Origin of the sequence: Streptomyces sp. SirexAA-E (genome assembly GCF_000177195.2) — a bacterium.
Classification (GTDB): Bacteria; Actinomycetota; Actinomycetes; order Streptomycetales; family Streptomycetaceae; genus Streptomyces; species Streptomyces flavovirens.
On the sequence record NC_015953.1, the window covers coordinates 1,704,974 to 1,730,042 of the forward strand.

Consider the following 25,069-nt stretch of genomic DNA (forward strand, 5'->3'; position numbering starts at 1 on the left):
GTTCTCCCTCGACATACGGACCACACCCGACATTTCGCCCTCACTTGTCCACAGGCGAGTGACACGAAGCGGTAACGGCAACAAGAATGCGGGTGTGACATCTCTCCGGGTCCTCCGGGGAGTGTCCGTATTTCGGGGCGGGCCGGGGCATTCATGTGCCGCCGGTCGTGCACAAGGGGACGAGGAGGGCCGGGTGACGACCTATGACGATCGAGCGAGCCTCACGGATCTGACGACCACGGCGGAGCGGGTGCGCAGGTCGATCGAGGGTGTGATCGAGGGCAAGCCCGAGGTCGTACGGCTTTCGCTGACCGTACTGCTGGCGGAGGGGCACCTTCTCATCGAGGACGTGCCCGGAGTCGGCAAGACCATGCTGGCCAAGGCGTTGGCGCGGTCGATCGACTGCTCGGTGCGGCGTATCCAGTTCACGCCGGACCTGTTGCCCTCGGACATCACCGGTGTGTCGATCTTCGACCAGCAGCGGCGTGACTTCGAGTTCAAGCCGGGCGCGATCTTCGCCCAGATCGTGATCGGCGACGAGATCAACCGCGCCTCGCCCAAGACGCAGTCCGCACTGCTGGAGTCGATGGAGGAGCGGCAGGTCACGATCGACGGCCGGACGTACGAACTCCCCGACCCCTTCATGGTGGTGGCCACCCAGAACCCGGTGGAGATGGAGGGCACCTATCCGCTGCCCGAAGCCCAGCGGGACCGCTTCATGGCCCGGGTGTCGATCGGCTACCCCAGCGCGGAGGCCGAGCTCCAGATGCTCGACGTGCACGGCGGCCTCTCGCCGCTGGACGACCTCCAGCCGGTGGCGCACGCCCACGAGATCGTGAAGCTGATCGACGCGGTGCGCACGGTGCACGTGGCCGAGTCGGTGCGGCGGTACGCGGTGGAGCTGGTCGGGGCGACCCGGCACCACCCGGAGCTCAGACTCGGGGCCTCGCCCCGCGCGACCCTCCACCTGCTGCGGGCGGCCAAGGCCTCGGCCGCCCTGAGCGGGCGCGACTACGCGCTGCCCGACGACGTCCAGGCGCTCGCGGTGGCGGTGCTCGCCCACCGGCTGCTGCCGACGGCACAGGCCCAGCTCAACCGCCGCACCGCGGAGCAGGTCGTCCTGGACATCCTGCAGCGCACACCGGTCCCGACCTCGGGCAGCGCACCGGCCGCTCCCGCGCAGCCCCAGCATCCGGGCCACCCCCCGGTGTACGGCCGGCAGCCCGGCGCACGGCGGCTGTGATGGCCGCCGGGGCGCCCGGCCCCGTGGACAGCGGCGACCGCAAGGGCGGTCCGCGGACGGCCCTGGGCGGGCTGACGACACGGGGGCGGTCCTTCCTCGCCGCCGGTGTCGCCGCCGCCCTCTGCGCCTATGTGCTGGGCCAGAGCGACCTGCTGCGGGTCGGGCTGCTGCTGGCGGTGCTGCCGCTGGTCTGTGTGACCGTGCTCTACCGCACCCGCTACCGGGTCGCGGGCAGCCGCCGGCTGTCGCCGTCCCGGGTACCGGCGGGCTCGGAGGCCCGGGTGCACCTGAGGACGGACAACGTCTCCCGGCTGCCCACGGGGTTGCTGATGCTCCAGGACCGGGTGCCGTACGTGCTGGGGCCCCGGCCGCGCTTCGTGCTGAACCGGGTGGAGGCGGGCGGCAGCCGCGAGGTGTCCTACCGGGTCCGCTCCGATCTGCGCGGACGCTACCCGCTCGGGCCGCTGCAGCTGCGGCTGAGCGATCCGTTCGGGATGTGCGAGCTGAGCCGTTCGTTCAGCGCGTACGACACCCTGGTCGTCGTCCCGCGCACGGAGCCGCTCCCGCCGCTGCGGCTGGCGGGCGCGGCTTCCGGGTACGGCGACGGCAGGCTGCGTTCGCTGGCGCTGGCCGGTGAGGACGACATCATTCCGCGCGGCTACCGCCACGGGGACGACCTGCGCCGCGTGCACTGGCGTTCCACCGCCCGCTACGGCGAGTTGATGGTGCGCCGCGAGGAGCAGCCGCAGCGGGCCCGGTGCACGGTGCTGCTGGACAGCCGGCGGGTCGCGTACCAAGGGGCCGGGCCGGACTCGGCGTTCGAGTGGGCCGTGTCCGGCGCCGCGTCGGCCCTGACGCACATGCTGGAACGCGGCTTCGCCGTGCGGCTGCTGACGGACGACGGAGGCGTCGTGCCGGGCGGGAGCGCGGACGGGTTCGCCACGCCGACCCAGGACTCGGCGGACTCGGCGGGGCTGATGATGGACGCCCTCGCGGTCGTCGGCCACTCCACGGGTGGCGGCCTGTCCCGCGCCTACGACGTGCTGCGCCAGGGCACCGAGGGGCTGCTGGTCGCGTTCTTCGGTGATCTCGACGAGGAGCAGGCGGAGGTGGCGGCCCGGATGAGGCAGCGCAGCGGGGCGGCCGTCGCGTTCGTGCTGGACAGCGCGGACTGGGCTCGGGGCGATACGGCGAAGACTCCCGCACCCGCCGCCGGTCGGCTGCGGACGCTGCGCGAGGCGGGCTGGACCGCGGTGGCGGTGGAGCCGGGTACCTCGCTGGCGGATGTGTGGCGACAGGCGGGTGAGGCGCACTCCGGCGCACTGCCCGGGGCGACGACGGGGTTCTCGGGGGGTTGGTCGTGAGCGGGCGTACCCGGCTGGCGTTGTGCGCCTTCACGGCGACGATGATGGCGGCGGGTGCTCTGCTGCCCCTGGTCGAGACGTCGCGGTGGATCGCGCAGGCCGCGTTCCTGCTGGCGGTCCAGAGCGGGGTGGGCGTGCTTGCCCGACGGCTCTCGTCCGCGCGGGTTCTGACGGTCTGTCTGCAGGCTCTGGTCACGCTGCTGACGGTGACCGCGGCGTTCGCCAGGGAGCACGCGCTGTTCGGTGTGGTGCCCGGCCCGCAGGCGGTCCAGTGGTTCGCGGACCTGCTGACGGCGGGCGCCGACGACGTCGGCCGGTACGCCAGCCCCGCGCCCGCGACGGACGGCATCCGGCTGATGCTGGTCGGCGGGGTGCTGCTGGTCGGCCTCGCCGTCGACGTCCTCGCGGTGACGTTCCGCAGCGCGGCCCCGGCGGGGCTGCCGCTGCTCGCCCTCTACTCGGTGGCGGCGGGACTCGCCGACGGGGGCGCGGGCTGGCTCTGGTTCCTGCTCGCGGCCGGCGGCTATCTGCTGCTCCTGCTGGCGGAGGGCCGGGACCGGCTGTCGAGGTGGGGCCGGGTCTTCGGCGGGGTGTCCCGTTCGTCGGGCGGTCTGGCGGCAGGGCTGGACGGCGCGCCGGGGCGTGCCCCGGTCCGTACCGGGCGGCGCATCGGAGCGGTGGCCCTGGGCGTCGCGCTCGTCGTCCCGGCGGTGCTCCCGGCGATGGACGGCGGCCTCCTGGGCGACCGGGGCAGTACGGGCCGGGGCGGCGGCGGAGGCACGATCTCCGCGGTGAACCCGCTGGTCTCGCTCCAGAACAACCTGAACCAGCCGGAGAACCGGCAGGTGTTGACGTACCGCACCACCTCCTCGGACCCGCAGGACCTCTATCTGCGCATCCTCGCCCTGGACCAGTTCAACGGCAGCGAGTGGCGTTCCTCCACCCGTCGTCTGCGGGACGTGCCGGACCGTCTGCCGCAGCCGGACGGCCTGGGCCCGGACGTCACCGTCACCGAGGTCAGGACGAACATCGCGGCGGACGATTCCTACGGGCAGACGTATCTGCCGCTCCCCTACCCGGCGAGCGAGGTGGGCGTCGACGGCCGCTGGCGGTTCGAGCCCGAGGGGCGCACCCTCGTCGGGGACGGCGGCCAGACGACGCGCGGTGCGCGCTACCAGGTCAGCAGTCTCGCGGTCGAGCCGACGGCCGAGCAGCTCGCCGCCGCCACGGCCCCGCGTCCGGACCTGGCGCGTGAGTACACCCAGGTCCCCCGTTCGCTGCCGGACGTGGTCCGAAAGACAGCGAAGGACGTGACCGCGGGCGCCGGCAACGACTACGAGCGGGCGGTCGCGCTTCAGGACTGGTTCGCCTACGACGGCGGCTTCCGTTACGACACGACGGTGACGTCGGGGACCGGGAGTGCGGCGATCGAGCGGTTCCTGCGGGACCGCGAAGGGTTCTGCGTCCACTTCTCGTTCACGATGGCGGCGATGGCCAGGACGCTGGGCATCCCGGCCCGGGTGGCGGTGGGCTTCACCCCGGGCACGCCGCAGGCGGACGGGTCCGTGTCGGTCGGGCTGCGCGACGCGCACGCCTGGCCCGAGCTGTACTTCGAGGGCGTGGGCTGGACCCGGTTCGAGCCGACTCCGTCCCGGGGCAGCGCCCCGTCGTACACCCTGCCGGAGACGCCGTCCCCGGGCGTGGACGACCCGGCGCAGCCGTCGGCGGGCGACACCGCTGTGCCTTCGGCCGCCCCGTCGGCCTCGGAGAGCTGCCCGGCGCAGATGCGGCGCCAGGGCGAGTGCGGTGAGACGGCCGCCCCGGGTGCGGTGGCACCGACCGATCCGGGCACGCCCGCGGGCACCGTCGCGCTGTGGGTGCTCGGCGCGCTGGTGGTCCTCGCGCTGCCGCTGCTCCCCCTGTTCTGGAGGACTCGCGTCCGTGCGCGGCGGCTGGGCTCCTCGGGCGGGCGTACGCCGGCCGAGGCCGCGGCCCGGGTGCTGGCCGCCTGGCGGGAGGTCACCGACACGGCCTGGGACCACGGCGTTCAGCCGGACGAGTCACAGACCCCCCGTAAGGCGGCGGCGCGGATCGTCCGGCTGGGCCGGCTCGACGCGGCCGCGGCCGCGTCGGTCCATCGGCTGGCGGGTGCGGTGGAACAGGTGCTGTACGCGCCCGAGCCCCGGCCGGCCACGGGACTGTCCGAGGATGTGGCGGTGGTGCGGGCGGGCCTGCGCGCATCGGCGGGCCGGTCGGACCGGCTGCGGGCGACGGTGGCACCGCGTTCCTCCGTCCGGGTGGTATGGGGCCTTTCGGAACGCCGAGCGAAGCTGACCGGACGCTGGTCGGCCCGCCTCGGCGCGGGCCGCTGGGCCGCCGTCACGTCCCGCCTGCGCCGCCGCACCCCTCGGCGGGCCTGAACGGGCTCTTCCCGGTGTCGTGGCGCCGCGTCCACGGCACCGGGCCACGGTCGTCACTCCTGGGGCGGCCTCGGAGGCCGGGGCCGCCAGGACGGGGGGCCGCCAGGACGGGGCCGCCAGGACGAGGAAGCCGAGCGCGGGCGGTCCGACGAGGAGCACGGAACGAACGGAGACCAGGGCCCGGCGGGTGCCTGGACCGGGCCGGGCTCGGCGCGGACGAGGACCGGCCCGCACCGGGGGTCCGCGCCGCATACCGCAGGGCGCCGGCCGGCTCCGGACATGGGTGAGGGGCGGTCGCACGAAGCGACCGCCCCTCAGCCGTGAAGTCTGCGGTGTACGGCCCGAGCCGCCAGGGCCGACCGGTGCCGCGTCGGCGGCACCGCACTCACTGGCCCTGTTCGTCCCGGCGGCGTTGCCACCGCTGTTCGATCCGGTTCATCATCGAACGGCGCTGCCGGGGATGTCGGCCTTCGCCGCCACCCGCTGCCGGCTGCTGCTGCTCACCCGGCTTGGGCGCCTTGCGCCAACCGGTGACCGCCAGCACAGCGCAGCCCAGCATGACGAGGAACCCCACCACGCTGATCCAGATCTGCTGGGCGACCATTCCGGCCATGAGGAGCGCGATACCCACCAGAAAACCGGCCACCGCCTGGTAAACCCGTCGCCGGGTGTACCTGCGCAGCCCGCTTCCCTCAAGCGCTGTCGCGAACTTGGGATCTTCGGCGTACAGCGCTCGCTCCATCTGCTCGAGCATTCGCTGCTCGTGCTCCGAGAGCGGCACGGAGTCCTCCTCGTCGTCGGCCGCGGGGGGCGACCGTTATGCGGCCCTTCCAGGATAGGCAGGGATTCGCCCCCGTGAAACCCGCCCTCTAGCCCAAGCCAGTCCGAACCGACATGTCGGCACGGCTGCTGAGGCGTAGATTCCCCGACCTCCGATCCGTCATGCCGGATGGTGTCACCCGATCATACGGGGCCCGAGCCCCGATCGGGGCTTCCGGACCGTACTCCGTCTGCGGCTGCGTTGCTGATCAGCCGCGCTCCGGTCGCCCGGCGGCCGTACTCCGGCCACCGCTCGGGAACGGATCAGGCGCGCTTGTGTCCCAGAACGTGCAGCTGGGTCGCGACCGAGTGGAAGGCCGGCAGTTCCGCGACCGCCGCCTCCAGGCCGAGGAGCGCCTCCATCGCGCCCGGTTCGGTGTCCACCAGGACGCCCGGCACCAGGTCGGCGAAGACCCGGACGCCGTGGACCGCGCCGGCCTCGGCCCCGGCGTCGGAGACCAGTTCGGTCAGCTGCTCGGCGGTGAACCTGCGGGGCACCGGGTCTCCCTCGCCCCAGCGTCCGGCCGGGTCCGTGAGTGCCTGCCGCGCCTCCGTGAAGTGCCCCGCGAGCGCCCGCGCCAGGACGGCGCCGCCGAGTCCGGCGCCGAGCAGGCTGAGCGCACCGGAGGGCCGGAGGGCGTCGACCGCGTTGCGTACGCCCTCGGCGGGGTCGTCGACGTACTCCAGGACGCCGTGGCACAGGACGGCGTCGTAGCCCGCGCGCTCCACCACCTCGAACAGGCCCAGGATGTCTCCCTGCACACCGCGGACCCGGTCGGCGACGCCGGCCTCGGCCGCGCGGCGCTCCAGCGCGAACAGGGCGTTGGGGCTGGGGTCGACGACGGTGACCCGGTGGCCGAGCCGGGCGACGGGCACCGCGAAGTTGCCGGTGCCGCCGCCGGTGTCCAGCACGTCCAGGGTGTCCCTGCCGGTCGCCTTGACTCGGCGGTCGAGGGCGTCCTTGAGGACCTCCCAGACCACGGCGGTACGGAGGGAGGCTCGGGGGCGCAGCTGGTCCGACACGGCAGTTGACTCCTCGGCACGGTGCCGCCAGGGACGGCGGAGCGTGAACGGTGCAGGTGGTGACAGTGCTCTCCACCCTATTGCCTCCCCCCGCCGTCCCGGCCCCCCGTGACCGGTCCGTACCCGGGCACCGGGCGTACGCCCCGGCTATGCCGAGCGGTCCCGCCGGGGCTGCGGGAGGACCGGGTGGAGCTCCAGCAGCCGTTCGACCAGCCGCAGGAACATCTCCGCGTCGCGCAGCAGGTGATCCGCGTCGCGGCTGTCGGCCGCGCCCTCTATGCCCGCCTCGGCGCGGGCCCTCCGGTCGGCACCGGAGGCGAAGTGGGCGCTCCACTCGGTGAGTTCGGGTGCCGAGTCCGGGAGGACCTCCCAGGCGCTGCGGATCCGCTCCCGGCGTTTGCCGGTCTCGGGCCTGCCGCGGGCGGCCAGGACGGCGGCCGCGGTGCGCAGGGCGGCGAGGTGGGCGGTGGCGTACCTCTCGTTCGGTACGTCGAGGGTGCGCGCCTCGTCGAGGCCCGCCCGGGCCTGGGCGAGGAGGTCGAGCGCGGCGGGCGGTGCCGTCGTGCGGCGCAGGACGGGGTGGACGTCGGTTGCCGGACCGTTCAGCGAGGGGGCAGGGCTGCCTGCGCGGCGCCGCGGGGCGGCGGCTGCGGACGAGCTGGCCATGACGAACCTCCTGTCGTCGGGTAACGACTCTGTTGCCGTATGTACCCATCCTGGGGGCCACCACTGACAATCCCTCAGAAATCTCCACCGACCTGCGACTTTGCTTCGCGGCCGAGTTCCCGCTAGCTTTTGCACTGACCAGTCAGTACAAAGGAGGGGGTGGGCCGTGGAAAGCCCGCACGGCGCGGCGGTCAGCGCGCAGGACTTCGGGCTGAAGGGGCCCCGCGGCTGGGTCTTCCAGGGCGTGGACCTGACGGCCCCGCCCGGATCACTCGTCGCGGTCGAGGGCCCGTCCGGCTCGGGGCGTACCTGTCTCCTGCTCGCCCTGACCGGCCGTATGCGGCCCAGCCGGGGTCACGCGGAAGTGGACGGTCTGCGCCTGCCCGGCCGGGCGGGCGCGGTCCGCGCGATCAGCGGGCTCGGACCGGTCCCCGGGGTCAACGAGCTGGACCCCGCCTTCACCGTCGCCGAGCACCTGCGGGAACGGGCGCTGCTGCGGCGCCGCTTCGACGATTCGCTGCACGCGCTGCTCCACCCGCGCGCGGCACGTGCCGCCGCCCGGGCCGCGGTGGACGCCGCTCTGGACGCCGCCGGGCTGGACCTCGCGACGCTGCCCAAGGCCGAGCGGACCTCCGTGCGCGACCTGGAGCGCCTGGAGGTGCTGCGGCTGTCCATCGCCCTGGCCCTGATGGGCGACCCGCGGCTGCTGGCGGTCGACGACGCCGACCTCAAGCTCTCCGACCGGGAACGCGCCGAGGCCTGGCGGCTGTTGCGGGGCATCGCCGACGGCGGCACGACCGTGCTCGCGGTGTGCGGCGAGGCACCCGAGGGCGCGCTCACCGTACGCACCGGCGGCAGGCGGAACACCCCGGACGGCACCGGCGCCCCGGACGGCACGGACCCGGCAGCCCCCACGGCCACCACAGGCACCACGGATCCCTCGGACATCACCGCCGGTTCCACGACGACGGGGAAGGAGACGGCCGATGCGAGCACCGGGACTGGCCGCGCTTGAGCTGAAGCGGTTCGGCAGGGGACGGATGCCGCGTGCCGCCCTGGTGGCGCTCCTGCTGCTGCCCCTGCTGTACGGCGCCCTGTACCTCTGGTCGTTCTGGGACCCCTACGGCCGGCTCGACCGGATACCGGTCGCGCTCGTCAACGACGACAAGGGGACGACCGCCGACGGCGAGCGGCTCGCGGCGGGCGACGAGATCGCCGACCGGCTGCTGGACTCCGAGGTCTTCGACTGGCACGAGGTCAGCGGCCAGGAGGCCCGCGAGGGCCTGGAGGCCGGGACGTACTACCTGACGCTGACCATGCCCTCCGACTTCAGCAGGCGCATCGCGTCCAGCGGGGGCGACTCGCCCGAGACCGGCGCCCTCCAGGTCCACACGAACGACGCCAACAACTACATCGTCGGGCAGATCTCCCGGTCGGTGTTCTCCGAGGTGCGCAGTGCGGCGTCGGCGAAGACCTCACGCGGCTTCCTCGACCGCATCTTCATCAACTTCTCCGACCTCCACGACGCGACGGCGAAGGCCGCCAAGGGCGCCGACGACCTGGAGAGCGGCATCACCAAGGCGAAGAAGGGGTCCAAGGACCTCGCCGACGGGCTCAAGGACGCCAAGTCGGGCAGCGGCAAGCTGTCCTCCGGCCTGGTCCGGCTCGACAAGGGGGCGGGTGATCTCCGAACGGGCTCGCAGCAGGTCGCCGAGGGCACCCAGGTCCTCGCCGACAAGGTGAACACGGCGGCCGCCGACGTACGGCCGTTCCTGAAGGACAACGGCAAGGCCATCGGGGACACCGCCCGGCTGGTCGCCGACTCCTCCAGGACCGTGCGGGACAACCTCGACCTGCTGGCGAAGGCGGCACCCACCGCCGCGGCCGCAGCCCACAAGGCCTCCGACGACCTGACCGACGTCTACCGGACCCGCTGCGAGGAGCAGGCCGAGCCCGACGCCACCGTATGCCCCGACCTGAAACGCGCGAAGACGGCGGCCCAGGACGTCACGGCGGTGGCCGACGACGTGAACACGCTGGTCACCGAGCAGAACGGCGACCTGACCGAGCTCCGGGCGCAGCTGGCCGCACTGGAGAAGCAGGCCGACGCCCTCGCGCGGCGCGCGCCCCACCTGGACACGGACCTGGAGTCCGCCGTCTCGAAGATCAACGCGCTCAACACCGGCGCGAAGAAGGTCGCCAAGGGCGCCGACACCCTGCGTACCGGACTGGGCACCGCCAAGTCCGGCGCCGAGAACCTGGACACCGGCATCAAGAAGCTCAGGACGGGCGCCACCGACCTGGACAGCGGTCTGTACCGGCTGGGCGACGGCTCGGCCACGCTCGCCCAGGGGCTGAACGACGGTGTCGGGAAGATCCCCGACTACGACGAGAAGGACCGCGACGCCCGTACCGGCGTCATGGCGGACCCCGTGCGGCTGGCCTCCTCGTCCCTGCACGCGGCCCCCAACTACGGGACCGGGTTCGCCCCGTACTTCATCCCGCTCTCGCTCTGGGTGGGGGCGATGGTGGCGTACATGCTGATCCAGCCGCTCAACCGGCGGGCGCTCGCCGTCGGGGCACCGTCCTGGCGGATCGCCTTCGCGGGCTGGCTGCCGGTCGCCGCGATCGGGCTGCTCCAGGTCGTCGCCCTGATGGCCGTACTGCACTGGCGGCTCGGGCTGGAGATGACGCACGCGGCCGGGACGATGGGCTTCCTTGCCCTGGTGACCTGCTGCTTCGCCGCCATCGTGCAATGGCTCAACGCCCGCTTCGGCGCGGCCGGCCGCATCCTGGTCCTGGCGGTGCTGATGCTCCAGCTGACCTCGGCCGGCGGTACGTACCCCGTCCAGACCAGCCCGGGCTTCTTCGGGGCGATCCACCCCTATCTGCCGATGACGTACGTCGTGGACGGGCTGCGCAGGCTCATCACGGGCGGCGGCCTCGGCCCGGTGTGGCAGGGCTGCGTGGTGCTGTCGGCCTTCACGGCGGGGGCGCTGGCGCTGACCGCCCTGGCCGCCCGCCGCAAGCAGGTGTGGACCGTGGACCGGCTGCACCCGGAGCTGACCCTGTGAGCGCGCCGGGACCTGTAAAAATCAGGGGCATGGACAGCAGCAGCACCACGCGCCGCCAGGCGACCCGGCAGAAGCTCTACGAGGCGGCGGTGACCCTCATCGCGGAGAAGGGGTTCTCGGCGACCACGGTGGACGAGATCGCCGAGCGCGCCGGGGTCGCCAAGGGAACGGTCTACTACAACTTCAAGAGCAAGACCGAACTCTTCGAGGAGCTGCTGCGGCACGGCGTCGGGCTGCTCACCCAGTCCCTGCGCTCCGCCGCGGCGGAGACCGACGCGCGGGGCGGCAGCCGTGTGGAGGCGCTGGACGCCATGATCAGGGCGGGTCTGGTCTTCATCGACCGCTACCCGGCCTTCACCCAGCTCTACGTGGCCGAGCTCTGGCGCACCAACCGCGCGTGGCAGTCGACCCTCCTGGTGGTGCGTCAGGAGGCCGTCGCCGTCGTCGAGGGCGTGCTCCGGGACGGGGTCGCGGGCGGCGAGCTGAGCGAGGAGATCGACATCCAGCTGACGGCCGCCGCGCTGGTGGGGATGGTGCTGGTGGCGGCGCTGGACTGGCAGGCGTTCCAGCCGGAGCGCACGATCGACGACGTGCACTCCGCCCTGTCGCTGCTGCTGCGCGGGCGGGTCAGCGGCCACTGAGACCGGGCCTCACGGGCCCGTCGGGGCCGCCCGGGACCGCGGACGGACGACGCCGGGCCGGTGGTACCCGAATCCCCCTCGGATACCACCGGCCCGGCGTCCGTGCGTCGCGAAGAGCCCTCCCCCGTGGCCGCGTCCCCCGTGGCCCCCGGGCTCTCCGTCGTGCACCCCCGTTACGTCCGGGTGCCGTGCCGTTCCGCCGCCCCGTGCCGGCGGTCCGGGCTCCGTGCCCCTTCCGTGGTCCCCACTCTTCCGTCCGGGCGGGTGGCGGCCCATCCGCTCACCTACTCATCTGCGTACCTAGGTAGGGATACTCAGGGACCCCGCCCCGCGCGCGGCCGGACTGGCTACGATCTCGTCCGTGTCCGTACTCCCCCTGGTGTTCACGAGCGGCTGGGCGAGCGGGATCAACGCCTACGCCGTGATCCTGCTGCTCGGCCTCTTCGGAGCGACCGGCTTCGCCGACGACGTGCCGGACGTGCTCCAGCGCCCCGATGTCCTCGTGGTGGCCGGGGTGCTCTTCCTGTGCGAGGCGGCGGCCGACAAGATCCCGTACCTGGACTCGGCCTGGGACGCCGTGCACACGGTCGTGCGTCCGGTGGCCGGGGCCGTCGTCGCCGCGCTGCTGGCCGGCGAGAGCGGTTCGCTGCCGGAGCTGGCGGCCGGTGCGGTGGGCGGTTCCACCGCGCTGATGAGCCACCTGGTCAAGGCGGGCACCAGGATGGCCGTCAACACCTCGCCGGAGCCCTTCAGCAACATCGGCGTCAGTCTGGCGGAGGACCTCGGCGTGGCGGGGGTCATCACCTTCGCCGTCTTCCACCCCGTGGCCGCCGCCGTCGTCGCCGGGACGCTGCTGGTGCTCGGCGTCGTCGTCGTGCTCTTCCTCGCCTCCCGCATCCGCCGTTTCCTACGCCGCAGGGCACAGCAAAGGGCGCAGAAGCGGCCGGCCGGAGCGGGCGGCCACCCGCCTCCCGCATGAGCCGCCGGTGGCGCCCCGGCGACCGGGTCCCGCGCCGCCGGACGGTCTAAAGTCGCTTGCATGGCACGAATTGCGGTGATCGGCGCCGGGACGGGCGCGATGGCGGCCGCTGCCCGGCTCGCCGTGGCAGGCCACCGGGTGACGGTGTACGAGCGGTCGGGGACGTACGGGGGCTCGCTCGGCCGGTATGCCCGTGACGGCTTCGTCTTCGACACCGGCCCCTCGCTGCTGCACCTCCCGGCGGTCTACCGCGACCTGTTCGTGAAGACCGGCAAGGAGCCGCTGGAGCGGTGCGTCACGCTCACCCAGGTCGACCCGGCGAGCCGCCACCTCTTCGCGGACGGCACCGCCGTGTCCCTGCCCGACGCCAGCCGCGCCGGGGTGGTCGCCGCCCTGGACCAGGCGCTCGGCGAGGGCGCGGGCACCCGCTGGGCCCAGTTCCTGGACCGGGCGGGCACCGCCTGGGACCGGTCGCGCCGGCCTCTGCTGGAGGAGCCCCTGCGCGAGGACCGTGAGGTGGCGGCCCGCGACCCCTACCCGGCGCCGCGCCGTCGCCGGCTGCTGCGCCCCGCCCGGCAGGCGGCGACCCTCGCGCAGATCGGCGCCTGGGAGCTGGCCGACCCCCGCCTGGCGGCCCTGCTCGACGGGTACGCCCTGTCGTACGGCCTGGACCCGCGCCGCGCCCCGGCCGCCGCGTCCCTCCTGCCGTACATGGAGCAGACGTTCGGCAGCTGGTACGTCTCCGGCGGGATGCGGGAGCTCGCCGGTGCGCTGTACGAGCGGTGTGTGCTGCGCCGGGTGGAGTTCGTCTTCGGCGCCGAGGTGGTGCGGGTGACGGAGAAGGACGGCCGGGCGGCGGGCGTCGAGCTGGCCGACGGCACGCACGCGGACGCCGACCACGTGGTCCTCGGTGCCCAGCCGGGCCCCGAGCTGGTGCCGTCCCAGGCGTGGGACGTCCCCGGGGCCCGGTCGGCCGGACGGGCCGCGGTGCCCGGCCGGTTCGTGGTGATGCTGTCGCTGCGCGGCGCCCGGGAGGCCGGGGCCGTGCACCGGACCGTGGTGCACTGCGAGGACGGGGCGGGCGAGCAGGAGGCGGTGTTCGGCGGCCGGATCGCCGACGTGCCGACGGTGACCGTGTTGCGTCCGGACGACCCCTCCACCCGTCCGGACGAGGCGCACGAGGCCGTGACCCTGACGGCGACGGTGGCCCCGCACGGGCCGGTGGACTGGACGGACCCGGCGCGCCGCGAGCGCTTCGCGGACGTGCTGACCGGCCGGGCCGCCCTGGCCGTCCCCGGCCTGCGTGAGCGGATCCTCCGGGCCGAGGTGCGCACCCCGGCCGAGACCGCCGCCGACACCGGCGCCGCGGGAGGCTCGGTGCCCGCGCCCGCGCTGGCCGGGGCCGGTGGCGCCTTCCTGCGCCCGGGGAACCGCACCGCGCTGCCCGGCCTGTACCTGGCGGGCGGCTGGGCCCATCCCGGTGGCGGCCCCGCCCACGCCGGGATGTCGGGGGCGCTGGTGGCCGGACTCGTCGTGGAGGGCGACGGGTTCCGCGGCTCCCGCTGAGCGAGCGGGGCCGCCGCGGTCAGTAGCGGTACTGCTCGTTCTGGCCGGTGTCGTAGCCGTTGCCGTAGGGCGCGGCGGGCGCCTCCGGAGGCAGCGGCGGGTACTCGTTCTCCCGCTGCTGCGGGACCCAGACCCCGCCGGGCGGGGTGTCGGTCGTGTACTGGCCCGCGTAGGGGTCGGGCTGCCGGTCGTAACCGCCGCCGTACCCGTTCTCGTCGCCGTGGGTCCCCGCGCCGTAGCCGTCGTACGGGGCGTGGTCACCGGCTCCCCGGGCCCCGCCGTTCCCGGCGTAGGGGTCGGTGTAGGCGGCGTACTCCTGCTGCCCGGTGGGCTGTCCGGTGGTGTAGTCGTACGGCCCGGTGTAGGTGCCCTGGCCCTGGTAGGTCTCCTGGGCCGGGTAGTCGCTCCGGCCGCCGAAGACGTCCTGTCCCTGGCCGCCGTACGGGTCGTAGGCGTCGTACTGCTCCCGCCCCGGGGCGGCGGGGGCGTCCCCGGCCGAGGGGCCTGCGTCGGTGTAGACGCCGTACTGCCCGGTGTCGTCGGGAAGCGGCTGCGGCTCGTAGACCGCGAAGGCGGCCGTCTCCGCGGCGGCCTCCGGGGCCTGGTCCTGGTACTCCAGGTCGGAGACCTCCAGCGTGGGCCTGCTGTCGGCGGGTCCCTGGGAGCCCCGGCGGCGACGGCGGCTCGCCCCCGGCTTGCCGCCGATGGCCCAGCCCGTCGAGAAGCCGCGCCGGAAGGAGAGCGTCACATACGTCTGGCCCGTCGCGAAGGCGATCGCCCCGACGACGATCACCAGCACGGAGGGGATCAGCACCCCCAGGACCACGCCGAGGAAGCCGGCGAACGCCAGCAGCCTCCACCGCAGCCTCGCCTTGTACTGCAGCAGCACCTCGCCCAGCAGCCACAGCGCCACGATGCCGAAAGCGATGTAGAGGACCGTCCAGCCCACGCCCGCCCCCTCCTACGGCCGCCCCGGTCGGTGACGGGTGCGGCCGGTCACGACTGCTTGTGCAGTCCGAGATTCTCGTAGATCTCGAGCGTTGCCGTCGAGTTGTTGAGCGTGATGAAGTGCAGCCCTGGGACACCCTCGGACAGCAACCTCGCGCAGAACTCCGTTGCGAACTCGATGCCAATGGAGCGTACAGCGGCCGCATCGTCCTTGACGGCGAGGATGCGGTCTTTCAGGGCGGACGGCAGGGACGCGTTGCTGAGCTGGGGGAATCTTTCCAGCTGCCGGACGCTGGTCAGCGGCATCACCTCGGGGATGACGGGGGTGTCGCAACCCGCCGCGACGACGCGGTCACGCATCCGCAGATAGCTCTCCGGGTGGAAGAACATCTGGGTGATCGCGTAGTCCGCGCCGGCCCGGCACTTGTCGACGAAATGCCGGATGTCGGAGTCCCAGTCGGCCGACCGCGGGTGCCTTTCGGGGAAGGCGGCGACGCCGACGCAGAAGTCGCCGGACTCCTTGATGAGCCGGACCAGGTCGGCGGCGTACCGCACGCCCTCGGGGTGCTCGACCCACTCGGCCATCGGGTCGCCCGGCGGATCTCCGCGCACCGCCAGGATGTTCCGGATGCCCGCGTCGGCGTACTGCCCGACCATGTTGCGCAGCTGGGCGACGGAGTGGTCGACGGCGGTGAGGTGGGCGACCGGTGTGAGGGTGGAGTCGGCGGCGATCTGCTGGGTCGCCCGCACCGTCCCCTCACGCGTCGAACCGCCCGCCCCGTAGGTCACGGAGACGAAGCTCGGGCGCACCGCCTCGACCCGCCGCAGGGCGTTCCAGAGGTTCCGCTCGCCCTTCTCGGTCTTGGGCGCCCAGAACTCGAACGAGTACGACGTCTTGCCGGTCGCGAGCAGTTCACGCACGGTGCGTGCGTGATCCGTCCAGGTGGAAGGTGTGCCAAGGGCCATACCGGGAGGTTAACCAGGGCTCGGCGGTACCCCAACCGGACCGCACGGTTTGACCGGAATACGTCGTTTCTTGTCCACCCTTCGGACAGCCGGCCCGGTCCGCCCCGGGCGCGGTTCAGAGGGAGCGCGCCCGGACGCGTTTCGCCAGCTCGGCCGCGGCCGCCGCGGGGTCGTCCGCCTCGGTGACCGCCCGGACGACCACGACGCGGCGGGCGCCCGCGTCCAGCACCTCGTCCAGGTTGCCCGCGTCGATCCCGCCGATGGCGAACCACGGGCGGGTTGTGGGCAGCGAGGCCGCGTAGCGCACCAGGCCGAGGCCCGGGGCGTGGCGGCCGGGCTTGGTCGGGGTGGGCCAGCAGGGGCCCGTGCAGAAGTAGTCGGTCCCCGCCTCGGCGACGGCGGCGTCGACCTCGGCCTCGGCGTGGGTGGAACGGCCGATCAGCACGTCGTCGCCGAGGATCGCGCGGGCGGCCGGCACGGGGAGGTCGCCCTGTCCCAGGTGCAGTACGGCGGAGCCGGCGGCGTGGGCGACGTCGGCCCGGTCGTTGACGGCGAGGAGGGCGCCGTGGCGGGCGCAGGCGTCGGCGAACACCGCGAGGTGTTCGAGCTCCTCGGCGGCCTCCATGCCCTTGTCGCGGAGCTGGACGACGTCCACGCCCGAGGAGAGCACCGCGTCGAGGAACGCGGGGAGGTCGCCCTGCCGCTTACGGGCGTCGGTGCAGAGGTAGAGCCGGGCGTCGGCCAGCCGCGAGCGAGGCGTGGACATGAAGATTTCCCCCCGTGGGTACGTCGGCGGATCCCTCCGCGCGGCGGTGGATCCTCAGGGCTTCGGTGGGACCTCCGGGGTCCCGGTACCGGCGGTCCGGTGACGGCGGAGTGCGGGCCGTGGGTCACGGCCCGCACTCCGGTCACGGTCGTCCGGTCAGACGGCGAGCGCCTGCGCCCGGCGCTTCACCTCCGTACCGCGATTCTCGCTCAGGGCCTGGGCGGGGGTCCCGGGCAGGGTCGGGTCGGGGGTGAAGAGCCAGTCCAGCATCTCTTCGTCGTTGTAGCCGTCGTCCCTCAGGAGTGTCAGGGTCCCCGCGAGGCCCTTGACCACCTTGTTGCCGTCGATGAAGGCGGCAGGCACCTGGAGCGTCCGGTTCTCACCACGTCGTACGGCGATCAGCTGGCCCTCCTTGACCAGCTGCCGCACGCGCGTCACCTCGACATCGAGCATTTCCGCGATGTCGGGAAGGTGGAGCCAGGCGGGGACGAGAGCATCGATCTTTGCGTCAATCTCGGTCACAAGGACAAGCGTGCCATCTGGGACCGACAGCCGGTAGCCGGGCCGACCGTACGAGGCGCGTCACCGGGTGCCGTCCCCGGTCACGAAGCCGCCGTTCTCAGCGGTACGGAGGGGTCCGCCGCCCGTACCGGATCGATCCGCGCCCCGGCGGCGACCAGCTTGCGGCCCTGGGCCAGGTCGCGCGGCCTGCCCACGGCCAGCACGGCGACCAGGACGCCCTCGCGCAGCCAGCACACGGTCCAGGCCGGGTCGGTGGGCGCGCCGCGCCACAGCAGCGTGTCGGATCCGGCGTGGTGGCCGGCGTACTGCACGAAGCGGCCGAACTGCTCGGACCAGAAGTAGGGCACCGGGTCGTACGCCGGCGCGACGCCCTCCACGAGGGCGGCGGCGGCCGTGCGGGGTCCTTGGAGGGCGTTGTCCCAGTGGTGGACGAGCAGCCGTTCGCCGTAGCGGGCGGAGGGGAAGGAGGCGCAGTCGCCGACGGCGTAGACGTCGGGCAGCGAGGTGCGCAGCGTGGCGTCGGCGGTGACCGAGCCGTCCGGGCCGAGCGCGATGCCGGAGCCGGCCAGCCAGCGGGTCGCGGGGCGGGCGCCGATGCCGACGACCACGGCCCCGGCGGGGATCTCCCGGCCGTCCGTGAGGTGGACGGTACCGGGTTCGACCCGGTCGACCCGGGCCCCGGTGAGGAGCTCGGCCCCGCTCTCGGCGTACCAGGCGGCCATGGGGGCGGCTACCTCGGCGGGCAGGGTGCCCGCGAGGGGGTGGTCGGCCGCCTCGACCACCGTCACCGCGCATCCGGCGGCGCGGGCGGCGGTGGTGAACTCGGCGCCGATCCAGCCGGCTCCGACGACCACGACGTCGTGGCTGCGCTCCAGGACGGGCCGCAGCCGCGCGGCGTCGTCGAGGGTGCGCAGCAGGTGGACGCCGGGCACGCCCTGCGAGCCGGGCAGGACGACGGGTTCGGCGCCGGTGGCCAGCACCAGGGCGTCGTAGCCGACGGGCCCCCGCTCCGTGTCCAGCTCGTGCGCGGCGGCGCGCAGCCCCGTCACCTCCACGCCCAGGCGCAGGGTGACGTCCAGTTCCTCGAAGTCGACGTCGAAGGCGGAGTGCTCGGCCTTGCCGAGCAGGACCGCCTTGGACAGCGGGGGCCGGTCGTAGGGCTGGTGGGGTTCGGCGCCGATCAGGGTGACGGGGCCCGCGAAGCCCTGTTCCCGCAGGGCCACGGCCGTCTGTACCCCGGCCATGCCCGCACCGACGACCACGACGTGGTGCGGCCGGCTCTCCGGCGTCTGCTGCTCGCTCACCTGTCCACCCTAACCAGCTGATGGAACATCAGTCCGCGAGTCCCCCACCACGCCCGCGTCCCGCCGTCCTCCCGCGGCTCCCGTCGCGACGAGTCCGTCGAGTGGGCGGGGCATGGTGGAGGCTCCCCTTACAGGTGGCGGACGGCGGGGCTTAGGGTGGCCGGTGTAAGGCACTCGCGGGAGCCCGGACGGACCGGGCTGAGAGGGAGGCTGGCCGGCCTCCGACCGTCAACAACCTGATCCGGGTCATGCCGGCGAAGGGAGGGGCTGGACGCCCATGCGTATCTCCGCGGAGGGTTCCGACGTCCTGGTCGTCGGGGGCGGCATCATCGGGCTGGTGACGGCATGGCGGGCGGCGCAGCGGGGTCTGCGCGTCACGGTGGCGGATCCGGACCCGGGTGGCGGGGCCGCCCGGGTGGCGGCCGGGATGCTGGCCGCCGTCACCGAGCTCCACTACGGCGAGCAGATGCTGCTCGGCCTCAACGTCGCCTCCGCCGAGCGCTATCCGGCCTTCGTGGCCGAGCTGGAGGAGGCGAGCGGGCAGGAGACCGCCTTCCGGACCTGCGGCACCCTCTCGGTCGCGCTGGACGCCGACGACCGCGCCCATCTGCGGGAGCTGCACGCGTTGCAGCAGCGGTCGGGACTGACGTCCCAGTGGCTGAGCGGCCGGGAGTGCCGCCGGCTGGAGCCGATGCTCGCGCCCGGGGTGCGCGGCGGGCTGCGGGTCGACGGCGACCACCAGATCGATCCCCGGCGCCTCGCCTCGGCCCTGCTCACGGCGTGCGAGCGGGCCGGAGTGGTCTTCCGGCGTGATCGGGTCCAGCGGCTGACCGTCACCGGCGGGCGGGCGGCGGGGGCGGTCCTCGCGGACGGGGAGCAGCGGGCCGCGGACCAGGTCGTGCTGGCCGCGGGCAGTCTCAGCGGCCGGCTCCCGGGCCTGCCCGAGGAGGTGGCGGTGCCGGTCCGGCCGGTCAAGGGCCAGGTGCTGCGGCTGGTGGTGCCGTCCGCGTACGCCCCCTTCCTCAGCCGGACCGTCCGGGCCGTGGTGCGCGGCAGCCACGTCTACCTCGTCCCTCGTGCCGACGGCGAGCTGGTCGTCGGCGCCACCAGCGAGGAGATGGGCTGGGACACCACGGTCACCGCGGGCGGGGTCTACGAACTGCTGCGCGACGCCCACGAGCTGGTGCCCGGCATCACCGAGCTGCCGCTGACCGAGACCCGGGCGGGCCTGCGTCCCGCCTCGCCGGACAACGCCCCGCTGCTGGGGCCGACGGCGCTGCCCGGCCTGCACCTCGCGACGGGCCACCACCGCAACGGCGTGCTGCTGACGCCCGTCACCGGTGAGGTGATGGCCACCCTGCTGACGACGGGCGAACTGCCCGCGATGGCCCGCCCGTTCTCGCCGAACCGTTTCGCCACCACCGGCGACTCCCCCGCACCCGCATCCGCGCACGAGGAGCAGCCCGTATGACCGAGCACGCACCCGTGGCCGCCTCCGGCGCCGCGTCCGCATCCCCCTCCGTCCCCGTCCCCGTCCCCGTCCCCGTCCCCGTCTCCGTCTCCGTCTCCGTCTCCGTCAACGGCGAACACCGCTCCGTCCCCGCCGGTACCGCGCTGGACGCCCTGGTCGCGAGCCTGACCTCGGCGCACTCCGGTGTCGCCGCCGCCCTCAACGAGGCCGTCGTGCCCCGCAGCCAGTGGTCGGCCGCCGTGCTGGCCGAGGGCGACCGGGTCGAGGTCCTCACCGCGGTCCAGGGAGGCTGACCATGTCCGACGATCTCTTCACACTCGGCTCCGAGACCTTCTCCTCCCGGCTGATCATGGGTACGGGCGGTGCGCCCAGCCTGGAGGTGCTGGAGCGGGCGCTGGTCGCCTCCGGCACCGAGCTGACCACGGTGGCGATGCGCCGGCTGGACCCGACGGTCCAGGGTTCGGTCCTCTCCGTCCTGGAGCGGCTCGCCATCCGGGTCCTGCCGAACACCGCGGGCTGTTTCACGGCCGGGGAGGCCGTGCTGACCGCCCGGCTGGCCCGGGAGGCGCTGGGCACCGACTGGGTGAAGCTGGAGGTGGTGGCCGACGAGCGGACCCTGCTGCCCGACCCGATCGAGCTGCTGGACGCCGCGGAGGTCCTGGTGGACGACGGCTTCACCGTGCTGCCGTACACCAACGACGACCCGGTCCTGGCGCGCAGACTCCAGGACGTGGGGTGCGCGGCGATCATGCCGCTGGGCTCCCCCATCGGTTCCGGGCTGGGCATCCGCAACCCGCACAACTTCCAGCTGATCATCGAGCAGGCCGAGGTCCCGGTGATCCTGGACGCCGGGGCGGGGACCGCGTCGGACGCGGCGCTGGCGATGGAGCTGGGGTGCGCGGCCGTGATGCTCGCCTCGGCGGTGACCCGGGCGCAGGAGCCGGAGCTGATGGCCGCGGCGATGCGGCACGCGGTGGACGGCGGGCGTCTCGCCCACCGGGCGGGCCGGATCCCGCGCCGGCACTTCGCCGAGGCCTCCTCGCCCGTCGCGGGCCGGGCGGTGCTGGACCCGGAGCGCCCCGCCTTCTGATACCGGGGCCGGGGACGACGCCCCGGTCACGGCGTGTGCCCGCCCCTGTCACGGCTGCGCTGCAGAACGGCCCCGGAGTGACCCGGGGCCGTCCGGCGTGTCGGTGGCGGCTCGTAGACTCACTCCGTGGACACGACCCTCCAGGACCCCCTCGTCGGGCAGCTGCTCGACGGCCGCTACCGGATCGACGCGCGCATCGCCGTCGGTGGCATGGCCACGGTCTACCGGGCCACGGACATGCGGCTCGACCGGGTGCTCGCCCTCAAGGTGATGCATCCGACGCTGGCGACCGACGCCGCGTTCGTCGAGCGCTTCATCCGCGAGGCCAAGTCCGTCGCCCGGCTGGCGCACCCCAACGTGGTGGGCGTCTTCGACCAGGGCGCCGAGGGCGCGTACGTGTACCTGGCGATGGAGTACGTCGCCGGGTGCACCCTGCGGGACGTGCTGCGCGAGCGCGGGGCGCTCCAGCCCCGGGCCGCGCTGGACATCCTGGAGCCGGTCCTGGCCGCGCTCGGCGCCGCCCACCGGGCCGGTTTCGTGCACCGCGACATGAAGCCGGAGAACGTCCTGATCGGCGACGACGGCCGGGTGAAGGTCGCCGACTTCGGTCTCGTACGGGCCGTGGGCACCGTGACGGACACCACGGGCTCGCTGCTGGGCACGGTGTCGTACCTCGCCCCGGAGCAGATCGAGCACGGATCGGCGGACACCCGCTCCGACGTGTACGCCTGCGGGGTCGTGCTGTACGAGATGCTCACCGGCTCCAAGCCGCACGCCGGCGACACCGCCGCCCAGGTCATCTACCAGCACCTCAACGAGGACGTCCCGGCTCCGTCAAGCGCCGTACCGGGGCTGGCGGCCGGGCTGGACGAGCTGGTCGCCGAGGCCACCGCCCGCGACGCCGAGGTCCGGCCCACGGACGCCGTGGCGCTCCTCGCCCGTGCGCGCGAGGTGCGGGCGGCCCTCACCGAGGAGCAGCTGGACGCGACGCCCCCGCAGGCCCTCGCCGACGCGCACGACGCGGCCGAGGACCGTACGAGCGTGATCCCCCGGGTGATCCCGGCCGGCCAGGGAACCGCGCACCACACCAGCAGGCTGGAGATGCCCCCCGACGGGCCGCCTGCCGAGCCGCGCGGGGGCAGGCGCTTCACCGCCGGCCGGCGCCGCGGGCCGGTCGCCGTGCTCCTGGGCCTGCTGCTGGTGCTGGGGGCCGGTACGGGCGTCTGGTACATCAACTCCGGGCAGTTCACCCAGGTCCCCTCCCTGCTGGGCCAGACCCAGGCAGTGGCCGAGGACCGGCTCGAGGACGCCGGTCTCGGTCTCAAGGGTGTCGAGCGCGCCTACAGCGACACGGTCGAGCGCGGGAAGGTGCTCAGCAGCGATCCCGCCTCGGGCGAGCGGATACGGGGCAACGGCTCGGTGAAGCTGGTCGTCTCGCGCGGCCCGGAGATCGTGAAGGTGCCCGACGTCGAAGGACTCGCGTCGGCCGACGCCCGACGCGAGCTGAAGAAGGCCGGGTTCGAGCAGGGCATGGTCACCCGGGAGTTCAGCGAGGAGATCGCCCGGGGCGAGGTCGTCCGCACGGATCCCGCGATCGGTACCGAACGGCACGCCGGTTCCGCGGTCGCCCTGGTGGTCAGCAAGGGCAGTCCGGTCGACGTCCCGGACGTCACGGGGCTCGATGTCGAGGACGCGACGGCGGAGCTGAAGGAGGCCGGGCTGAAGGCCGAGGTCCTGCCCGACCGCGTCGAGTCCGCCCAGGCCGCGGGCGACATCGCCCGGCAGGCACCCGGCGGCGGCGCCGAGGCCGCGGAGGGCGACACCGTCGAGCTGACGGTCTCCAAGGGGCCGCGGATGGTCGCGGTCCCCGACGTGACCGGCAAGGACGTCGACGAGGCCCGCGAGACGCTGGAGGAGGCGGGCTTCGAGGTCAAGGTCGACCGCCCGTTCCTCTCCTTCAGCGACACGGTCGCGAGCCAGTCGGTCAAGGGCGGCGACAAGGCCGCCGAGGGCTCCAGGATCACCGTCAAGACCAAGGGTTTCTAGTGCAGGTCGCTTCACACACGCGCAATCCCGTAGGCGGCCACGTGCCGGTGGCCGGCGGCCTCGCCAAAATCGGCCTCGGCTACGCGAAGGAGTTGGCGGCCGAGGCCGTACAGGTCTTCGTCGCCAATCCGCGCGGCTGGGCGACACCGCCCGGCAACCCCGCCCAGGACGAGCTGTTCCGCTCCCGGTGCCGGGAGGAGTCGATACCGGCGTACGTCCACGCCCCGTACCTGATCAACTTCGGTTCGCACACCGAGGCGACCGTGGAGCAGTCCGTCCGGTCGCTGCGCCACTCGTTGCGGCGGGCCAGGGAGATCGGCGCCCAGGGTGTGGTGGTGCACACCGGTTCGGCCACCGGCGGGCGTCCGCGCGAGGTGGCTCTGGCCCAGGTGCGGGAGCGCATGAGGCCGCTGCTGGACGAGCTGACCCATGACGACGATCCGTTCCTGCTGCTGGAGTCGACCGCCGGGCAGGGCTCCTCGCTCTGCTCGCGGACCTGGGACTTCGGCCCGTACTTCGAGGCCCTGGACTCCCATCCGAAGCTCGGCGTCTGTCTGGACACCTGCCACATCTACGCGGCGGGCCACGACCTGACCGGGCCGGCCGGGATGCGGCAGACGCTGGACCTGCTGGTGGACACCGTCGGCGAGGGGCGGCTGAAGCTGATCCACGCCAACGACTCCAAGGACGTGGTGGGCGCGCACAAGGACCGCCACGAGAACATCGGCGCCGGCCACATCGGGGCCGCGCCGTTCCAGGAGATCTTCGCGCACCCCGCGACCGACGGTGTACCGCTGGTCATCGAGACCCCCGGCGGCAAGGAGGGGCACGCTGCGGACGTGGCCCGGCTGAAGGGACTCCGCGACACCCCGCACGACTGAGAGGCAGCCCCTTCAGGAATACCCCACCGGGGTATACGGTTCCTATGGACGTCAGGAACCGCGATCCGTCATCGGGGACTTCTCATGGAGCACGGCACACACCGCACAGACCACGGACACGACGCACACCAGGGGCCCCACGCCGGGCACGGTCCGCACGGCGGCGGACGCGCCAACTGGGCGACGGCCGCACAGGCGACGCTGCACTGCCTCACCGGCTGCGCGATCGGCGAGGTCCTCGGCATGGTGATCGGCACCGCGCTCGGCTGGGGCAACGCGCCGACGATGGTGCTCGCGATCGTCCTGGCGTTCTTCTTCGGCTACGCGCTGACCCTGCGGGGAGTCGTCGGCGCCGGGGTGGACCTGCGCACCGCCGTACGGGTCGCGCTGGCCGCCGACACCGTCTCCATCGCCGTGATGGAGCTCATCGACAACGGCGTGATCGCCCTGTGGCCGGGCGCCATGGACGCCCACCTGTCGGACCTGACGTTCTGGGTCACCCTGGCCGTCGCGCTGGTGGCCGCCTTCGTCGTCACGACCCCGGTGAACAAGTGGATGATCGGCCGCGGCAAGGGGCACGCCGTGGTGCACCACTACCACCACTGACCCGCCCGGACGGGAGGGTCAGAGCTCGGGGCCGTCCCCGGGCCCCTCCTGGTAGGAGTAGCGCTGCTCGCTCCACGGGTCGCCGATGTTGTGGTAGCCGCGCTCCTCCCAGAAACCGCGGCGGTCGGCGGTCATGTACTCGATGCCGCGGACCCATTTCGGGCCCTTCCACGCGTACAGATGGGGCACGACCAGGCGCAGCGGGAATCCGTGTTCCGCCGTGAGCAGTTCGCCGTCCTTGTGGGTGGCGAAGAGGGCCCGGTCGGAAAGGAAATCGGTCAGCCGCAGATTCGAGCTGAATCCGTATTCGGCCCACACCATGACGTGGGTGACTTCGGGCGCGGGCGGTGCCAGTTCGGCGATTTCCCGGGCGAGGACTCCACCCCATTCCGAGCCCAGCATGCTGAATTTCGTCACGCAGTGGAGATCGGCGACGACGGACGAGAACGGCAGTTCGGAGAATTCCCGGTGGTTCCAGCAGTGTTTGTCTCCGTCGGCCGTCGCCCCGAAGACCCGGAACTCCCAGCGGTCCGGTTTGAACTTGGGCACCGGCCCGTAATGGGTGACCGGCCATCCGCGCTGCAGCCGCTGGCCCGGTGGTAGCCCGGACTGCTCTGCTGTGCCGCGTTCCCGGCTCTCCGGCTGACCCATGCCTCCATGGTGACAGACAGGCA

Annotated in this window: 23 protein-coding genes and 1 riboswitch; of the genes, 14 read left to right on the forward strand and 9 right to left on the reverse strand. The window is 73.5% G+C overall.

Annotated elements, in window-relative coordinates; genetic code table 11:
• Nucleotides 1-193 precede the first annotated feature (193 nt).
• The 3 genes from SACTE_RS07500 to SACTE_RS07510 are packed head-to-tail and all read left to right on the forward strand — an operon-like array spanning nt 194 to nt 5,027.
• Entirely contained in the window at nt 194-1,243 is a 1,050-nt protein-coding gene (locus SACTE_RS07500) for a MoxR family ATPase (protein WP_014045426.1), read from the forward strand.
• The gene (locus SACTE_RS07505) at nt 1,243-2,607 is read left to right on the forward strand and encodes a DUF58 domain-containing protein (RefSeq protein WP_014045427.1); all 1,365 of its coding nucleotides are present in this window, start codon (nt 1,243-1,245) and stop codon (nt 2,605-2,607) included. The genes SACTE_RS07500 and SACTE_RS07505 overlap by 1 nt, the downstream gene beginning before the upstream one ends.
• Nucleotides 2,604-5,027, forward strand: coding sequence for a DUF3488 and transglutaminase-like domain-containing protein (locus SACTE_RS07510; protein ID WP_014045428.1), 2,424 nt, complete (start codon nt 2,604-2,606; stop codon nt 5,025-5,027). Before SACTE_RS07505 ends, SACTE_RS07510 begins: the two co-directional genes overlap by 4 nt.
• Before the next feature lie 385 nt (nt 5,028-5,412).
• Here the strand turns inward: SACTE_RS07510 and SACTE_RS07515 are convergent, their stop codons facing one another.
• From SACTE_RS07515 to SACTE_RS07525, 3 genes are all read right to left on the reverse strand, one after another.
• Complete coding sequence (locus SACTE_RS07515) at nt 5,413-5,808, reverse strand: DUF3040 domain-containing protein (protein ID WP_014045429.1); 396 nt, start codon at nt 5,806-5,808, stop codon at nt 5,413-5,415.
• A gap of 302 nt (nt 5,809-6,110) precedes the next feature.
• Complete coding sequence (locus SACTE_RS07520) at nt 6,111-6,869, reverse strand: methyltransferase (RefSeq protein ID WP_014045430.1); 759 nt, start codon at nt 6,867-6,869, stop codon at nt 6,111-6,113.
• 147 nt (nt 6,870-7,016) lie between these two features.
• Nucleotides 7,017-7,535, reverse strand: coding sequence for an SAV_6107 family HEPN domain-containing protein (locus SACTE_RS07525; RefSeq protein WP_014045431.1), 519 nt, complete (start codon nt 7,533-7,535; stop codon nt 7,017-7,019).
• 166 nt (nt 7,536-7,701) lie between these two features.
• Here SACTE_RS07525 and SACTE_RS07530 point away from each other — a divergent pair, with 166 nt between their 5' ends.
• From SACTE_RS07530 to SACTE_RS07550, 5 genes are all read left to right on the forward strand, one after another.
• A complete protein-coding gene (locus SACTE_RS07530) occupies nt 7,702-8,550 on the forward strand; it encodes an ATP-binding cassette domain-containing protein (protein ID WP_014045432.1) in 849 nt (282 codons plus the stop codon).
• Nucleotides 8,522-10,609, forward strand: a complete 2,088-nt coding sequence (locus tag SACTE_RS07535; RefSeq protein ID WP_014045433.1) for a YhgE/Pip domain-containing protein — start codon at nt 8,522-8,524, stop codon at nt 10,607-10,609. The genes SACTE_RS07530 and SACTE_RS07535 overlap by 29 nt, the downstream gene beginning before the upstream one ends.
• 29 nt (nt 10,610-10,638) lie before the next feature.
• Nucleotides 10,639-11,250, forward strand: coding sequence for a TetR/AcrR family transcriptional regulator (locus SACTE_RS07540; RefSeq protein WP_014045434.1), 612 nt, complete (start codon nt 10,639-10,641; stop codon nt 11,248-11,250).
• A 361-nt stretch (nt 11,251-11,611) separates the two neighbouring features.
• A complete protein-coding gene (locus SACTE_RS07545) occupies nt 11,612-12,229 on the forward strand; it encodes a DUF4126 domain-containing protein (RefSeq protein WP_014045435.1) in 618 nt (205 codons plus the stop codon).
• Nucleotides 12,230-12,289: 60 nt separating this feature from the next.
• Nucleotides 12,290-13,795, forward strand: a complete 1,506-nt coding sequence (locus SACTE_RS07550) for an NAD(P)/FAD-dependent oxidoreductase (protein WP_014045436.1) — start codon at nt 12,290-12,292, stop codon at nt 13,793-13,795.
• Between the two features lie 19 nt (nt 13,796-13,814).
• Here the strand turns inward: SACTE_RS07550 and SACTE_RS07555 are convergent, their stop codons facing one another.
• The 5 genes from SACTE_RS07555 to SACTE_RS07575 all read right to left on the reverse strand — a co-directional run bounded on the left by SACTE_RS07555 (nt 13,815) and on the right by SACTE_RS07575 (nt 18,241).
• The gene (locus SACTE_RS07555; RefSeq protein ID WP_014045437.1) at nt 13,815-14,744 is read right to left on the reverse strand and encodes a hypothetical protein; all 930 of its coding nucleotides are present in this window, start codon (nt 14,742-14,744) and stop codon (nt 13,815-13,817) included.
• A gap of 47 nt (nt 14,745-14,791) precedes the next feature.
• Nucleotides 14,792-15,709, reverse strand: a complete 918-nt coding sequence (metF, locus tag SACTE_RS07560; protein ID WP_050986359.1) for a methylenetetrahydrofolate reductase [NAD(P)H] — start codon at nt 15,707-15,709, stop codon at nt 14,792-14,794.
• Nucleotides 15,710-15,824: 115 nt separating this feature from the next.
• A complete protein-coding gene (thiE, locus tag SACTE_RS07565) occupies nt 15,825-16,475 on the reverse strand; it encodes a thiamine phosphate synthase (protein ID WP_014045439.1) in 651 nt (216 codons plus the stop codon).
• A gap of 156 nt (nt 16,476-16,631) precedes the next feature.
• Complete coding sequence (locus tag SACTE_RS07570) at nt 16,632-16,997, reverse strand: Rv2175c family DNA-binding protein (protein ID WP_014045440.1); 366 nt, start codon at nt 16,995-16,997, stop codon at nt 16,632-16,634.
• Between the two features lie 80 nt (nt 16,998-17,077).
• Nucleotides 17,078-18,241, reverse strand: a complete 1,164-nt coding sequence (locus SACTE_RS07575; protein ID WP_202434721.1) for an FAD-dependent oxidoreductase — start codon at nt 18,239-18,241, stop codon at nt 17,078-17,080.
• 226 nt (nt 18,242-18,467) lie between these two features.
• A riboswitch (TPP riboswitch) is annotated at nt 18,468-18,581 on the forward strand.
• On the opposite strand from SACTE_RS07575, the gene thiO reads away from it, so the two are divergent.
• The 6 genes from thiO (at nt 18,579) to SACTE_RS07605 (ending at nt 24,395) form a co-directional block, all read left to right on the forward strand.
• Nucleotides 18,579-19,772 (forward strand): glycine oxidase ThiO, encoded by a 1,194-nt coding sequence (gene thiO, locus SACTE_RS07580; RefSeq protein ID WP_014045442.1) that lies wholly within the window; start codon nt 18,579-18,581, stop codon nt 19,770-19,772. Its footprint overlaps the riboswitch before it by 3 nt.
• Nucleotides 19,773-19,786: 14 nt before the next feature.
• Entirely contained in the window at nt 19,787-20,065 is a 279-nt protein-coding gene (gene thiS / locus SACTE_RS32970; protein WP_226995220.1) for a sulfur carrier protein ThiS, read from the forward strand.
• Nucleotides 20,066-20,067: 2 nt separating this feature from the next.
• On the forward strand, nt 20,068-20,862 hold the full coding sequence (locus tag SACTE_RS07590) for a thiazole synthase (RefSeq protein ID WP_014045444.1): 795 nt from the start codon (nt 20,068-20,070) through the stop codon (nt 20,860-20,862).
• 126 nt (nt 20,863-20,988) lie between these two features.
• Complete coding sequence (pknB, locus tag SACTE_RS07595) at nt 20,989-22,908, forward strand: Stk1 family PASTA domain-containing Ser/Thr kinase (protein ID WP_014045445.1); 1,920 nt, start codon at nt 20,989-20,991, stop codon at nt 22,906-22,908.
• On the forward strand, nt 22,908-23,789 hold the full coding sequence (locus SACTE_RS07600; protein WP_014045446.1) for a deoxyribonuclease IV: 882 nt from the start codon (nt 22,908-22,910) through the stop codon (nt 23,787-23,789). The genes pknB and SACTE_RS07600 overlap by 1 nt, the downstream gene beginning before the upstream one ends.
• Before the next feature lie 84 nt (nt 23,790-23,873).
• The gene (locus tag SACTE_RS07605) at nt 23,874-24,395 is read left to right on the forward strand and encodes a DUF4396 domain-containing protein (protein WP_014045447.1); all 522 of its coding nucleotides are present in this window, start codon (nt 23,874-23,876) and stop codon (nt 24,393-24,395) included.
• An 18-nt stretch (nt 24,396-24,413) separates the two neighbouring features.
• Here SACTE_RS07605 and SACTE_RS07610 read toward each other — a convergent pair whose 3' ends face one another.
• Nucleotides 24,414-25,046, reverse strand: coding sequence for a sulfite oxidase-like oxidoreductase (locus SACTE_RS07610; protein ID WP_014045448.1), 633 nt, complete (start codon nt 25,044-25,046; stop codon nt 24,414-24,416).
• Nucleotides 25,047-25,069: the final 23 nt, after the last annotated feature.

Coding starts and splice junctions, on each gene's coding strand:
- metF (WP_050986359.1), bottom strand. CDS start 15,709: ATGGCCCTTGGCACACCTTCCACCTGGACGGATCACGCACGCACCGTG.
- SACTE_RS07525 (WP_014045431.1), bottom strand. CDS start 7,535: ATGGCCAGCTCGTCCGCAGCCGCCGCCCCGCGGCGCCGCGCAGGCAGC.
- SACTE_RS07575 (WP_202434721.1), bottom strand. CDS start 18,241: ATGGCCGGGGTACAGACGGCCGTGGCCCTGCGGGAACAGGGCTTCGCG.
- SACTE_RS07605 (WP_014045447.1), top strand. CDS start 23,874: ATGGAGCACGGCACACACCGCACAGACCACGGACACGACGCACACCAG.
- SACTE_RS07590 (WP_014045444.1), top strand. CDS start 20,068: ATGTCCGACGATCTCTTCACACTCGGCTCCGAGACCTTCTCCTCCCGG.
- SACTE_RS07610 (WP_014045448.1), bottom strand. CDS start 25,046: ATGGGTCAGCCGGAGAGCCGGGAACGCGGCACAGCAGAGCAGTCCGGG.
- SACTE_RS07535 (WP_014045433.1), top strand. CDS start 8,522: ATGCGAGCACCGGGACTGGCCGCGCTTGAGCTGAAGCGGTTCGGCAGG.
- thiE (WP_014045439.1), bottom strand. CDS start 16,475: ATGTCCACGCCTCGCTCGCGGCTGGCCGACGCCCGGCTCTACCTCTGC.
- thiO (WP_014045442.1), top strand. CDS start 18,579: ATGCGTATCTCCGCGGAGGGTTCCGACGTCCTGGTCGTCGGGGGCGGC.
- SACTE_RS07505 (WP_014045427.1), top strand. CDS start 1,243: ATGGCCGCCGGGGCGCCCGGCCCCGTGGACAGCGGCGACCGCAAGGGC.
- SACTE_RS07540 (WP_014045434.1), top strand. CDS start 10,639: ATGGACAGCAGCAGCACCACGCGCCGCCAGGCGACCCGGCAGAAGCTC.
- SACTE_RS07550 (WP_014045436.1), top strand. CDS start 12,290: ATGGCACGAATTGCGGTGATCGGCGCCGGGACGGGCGCGATGGCGGCC.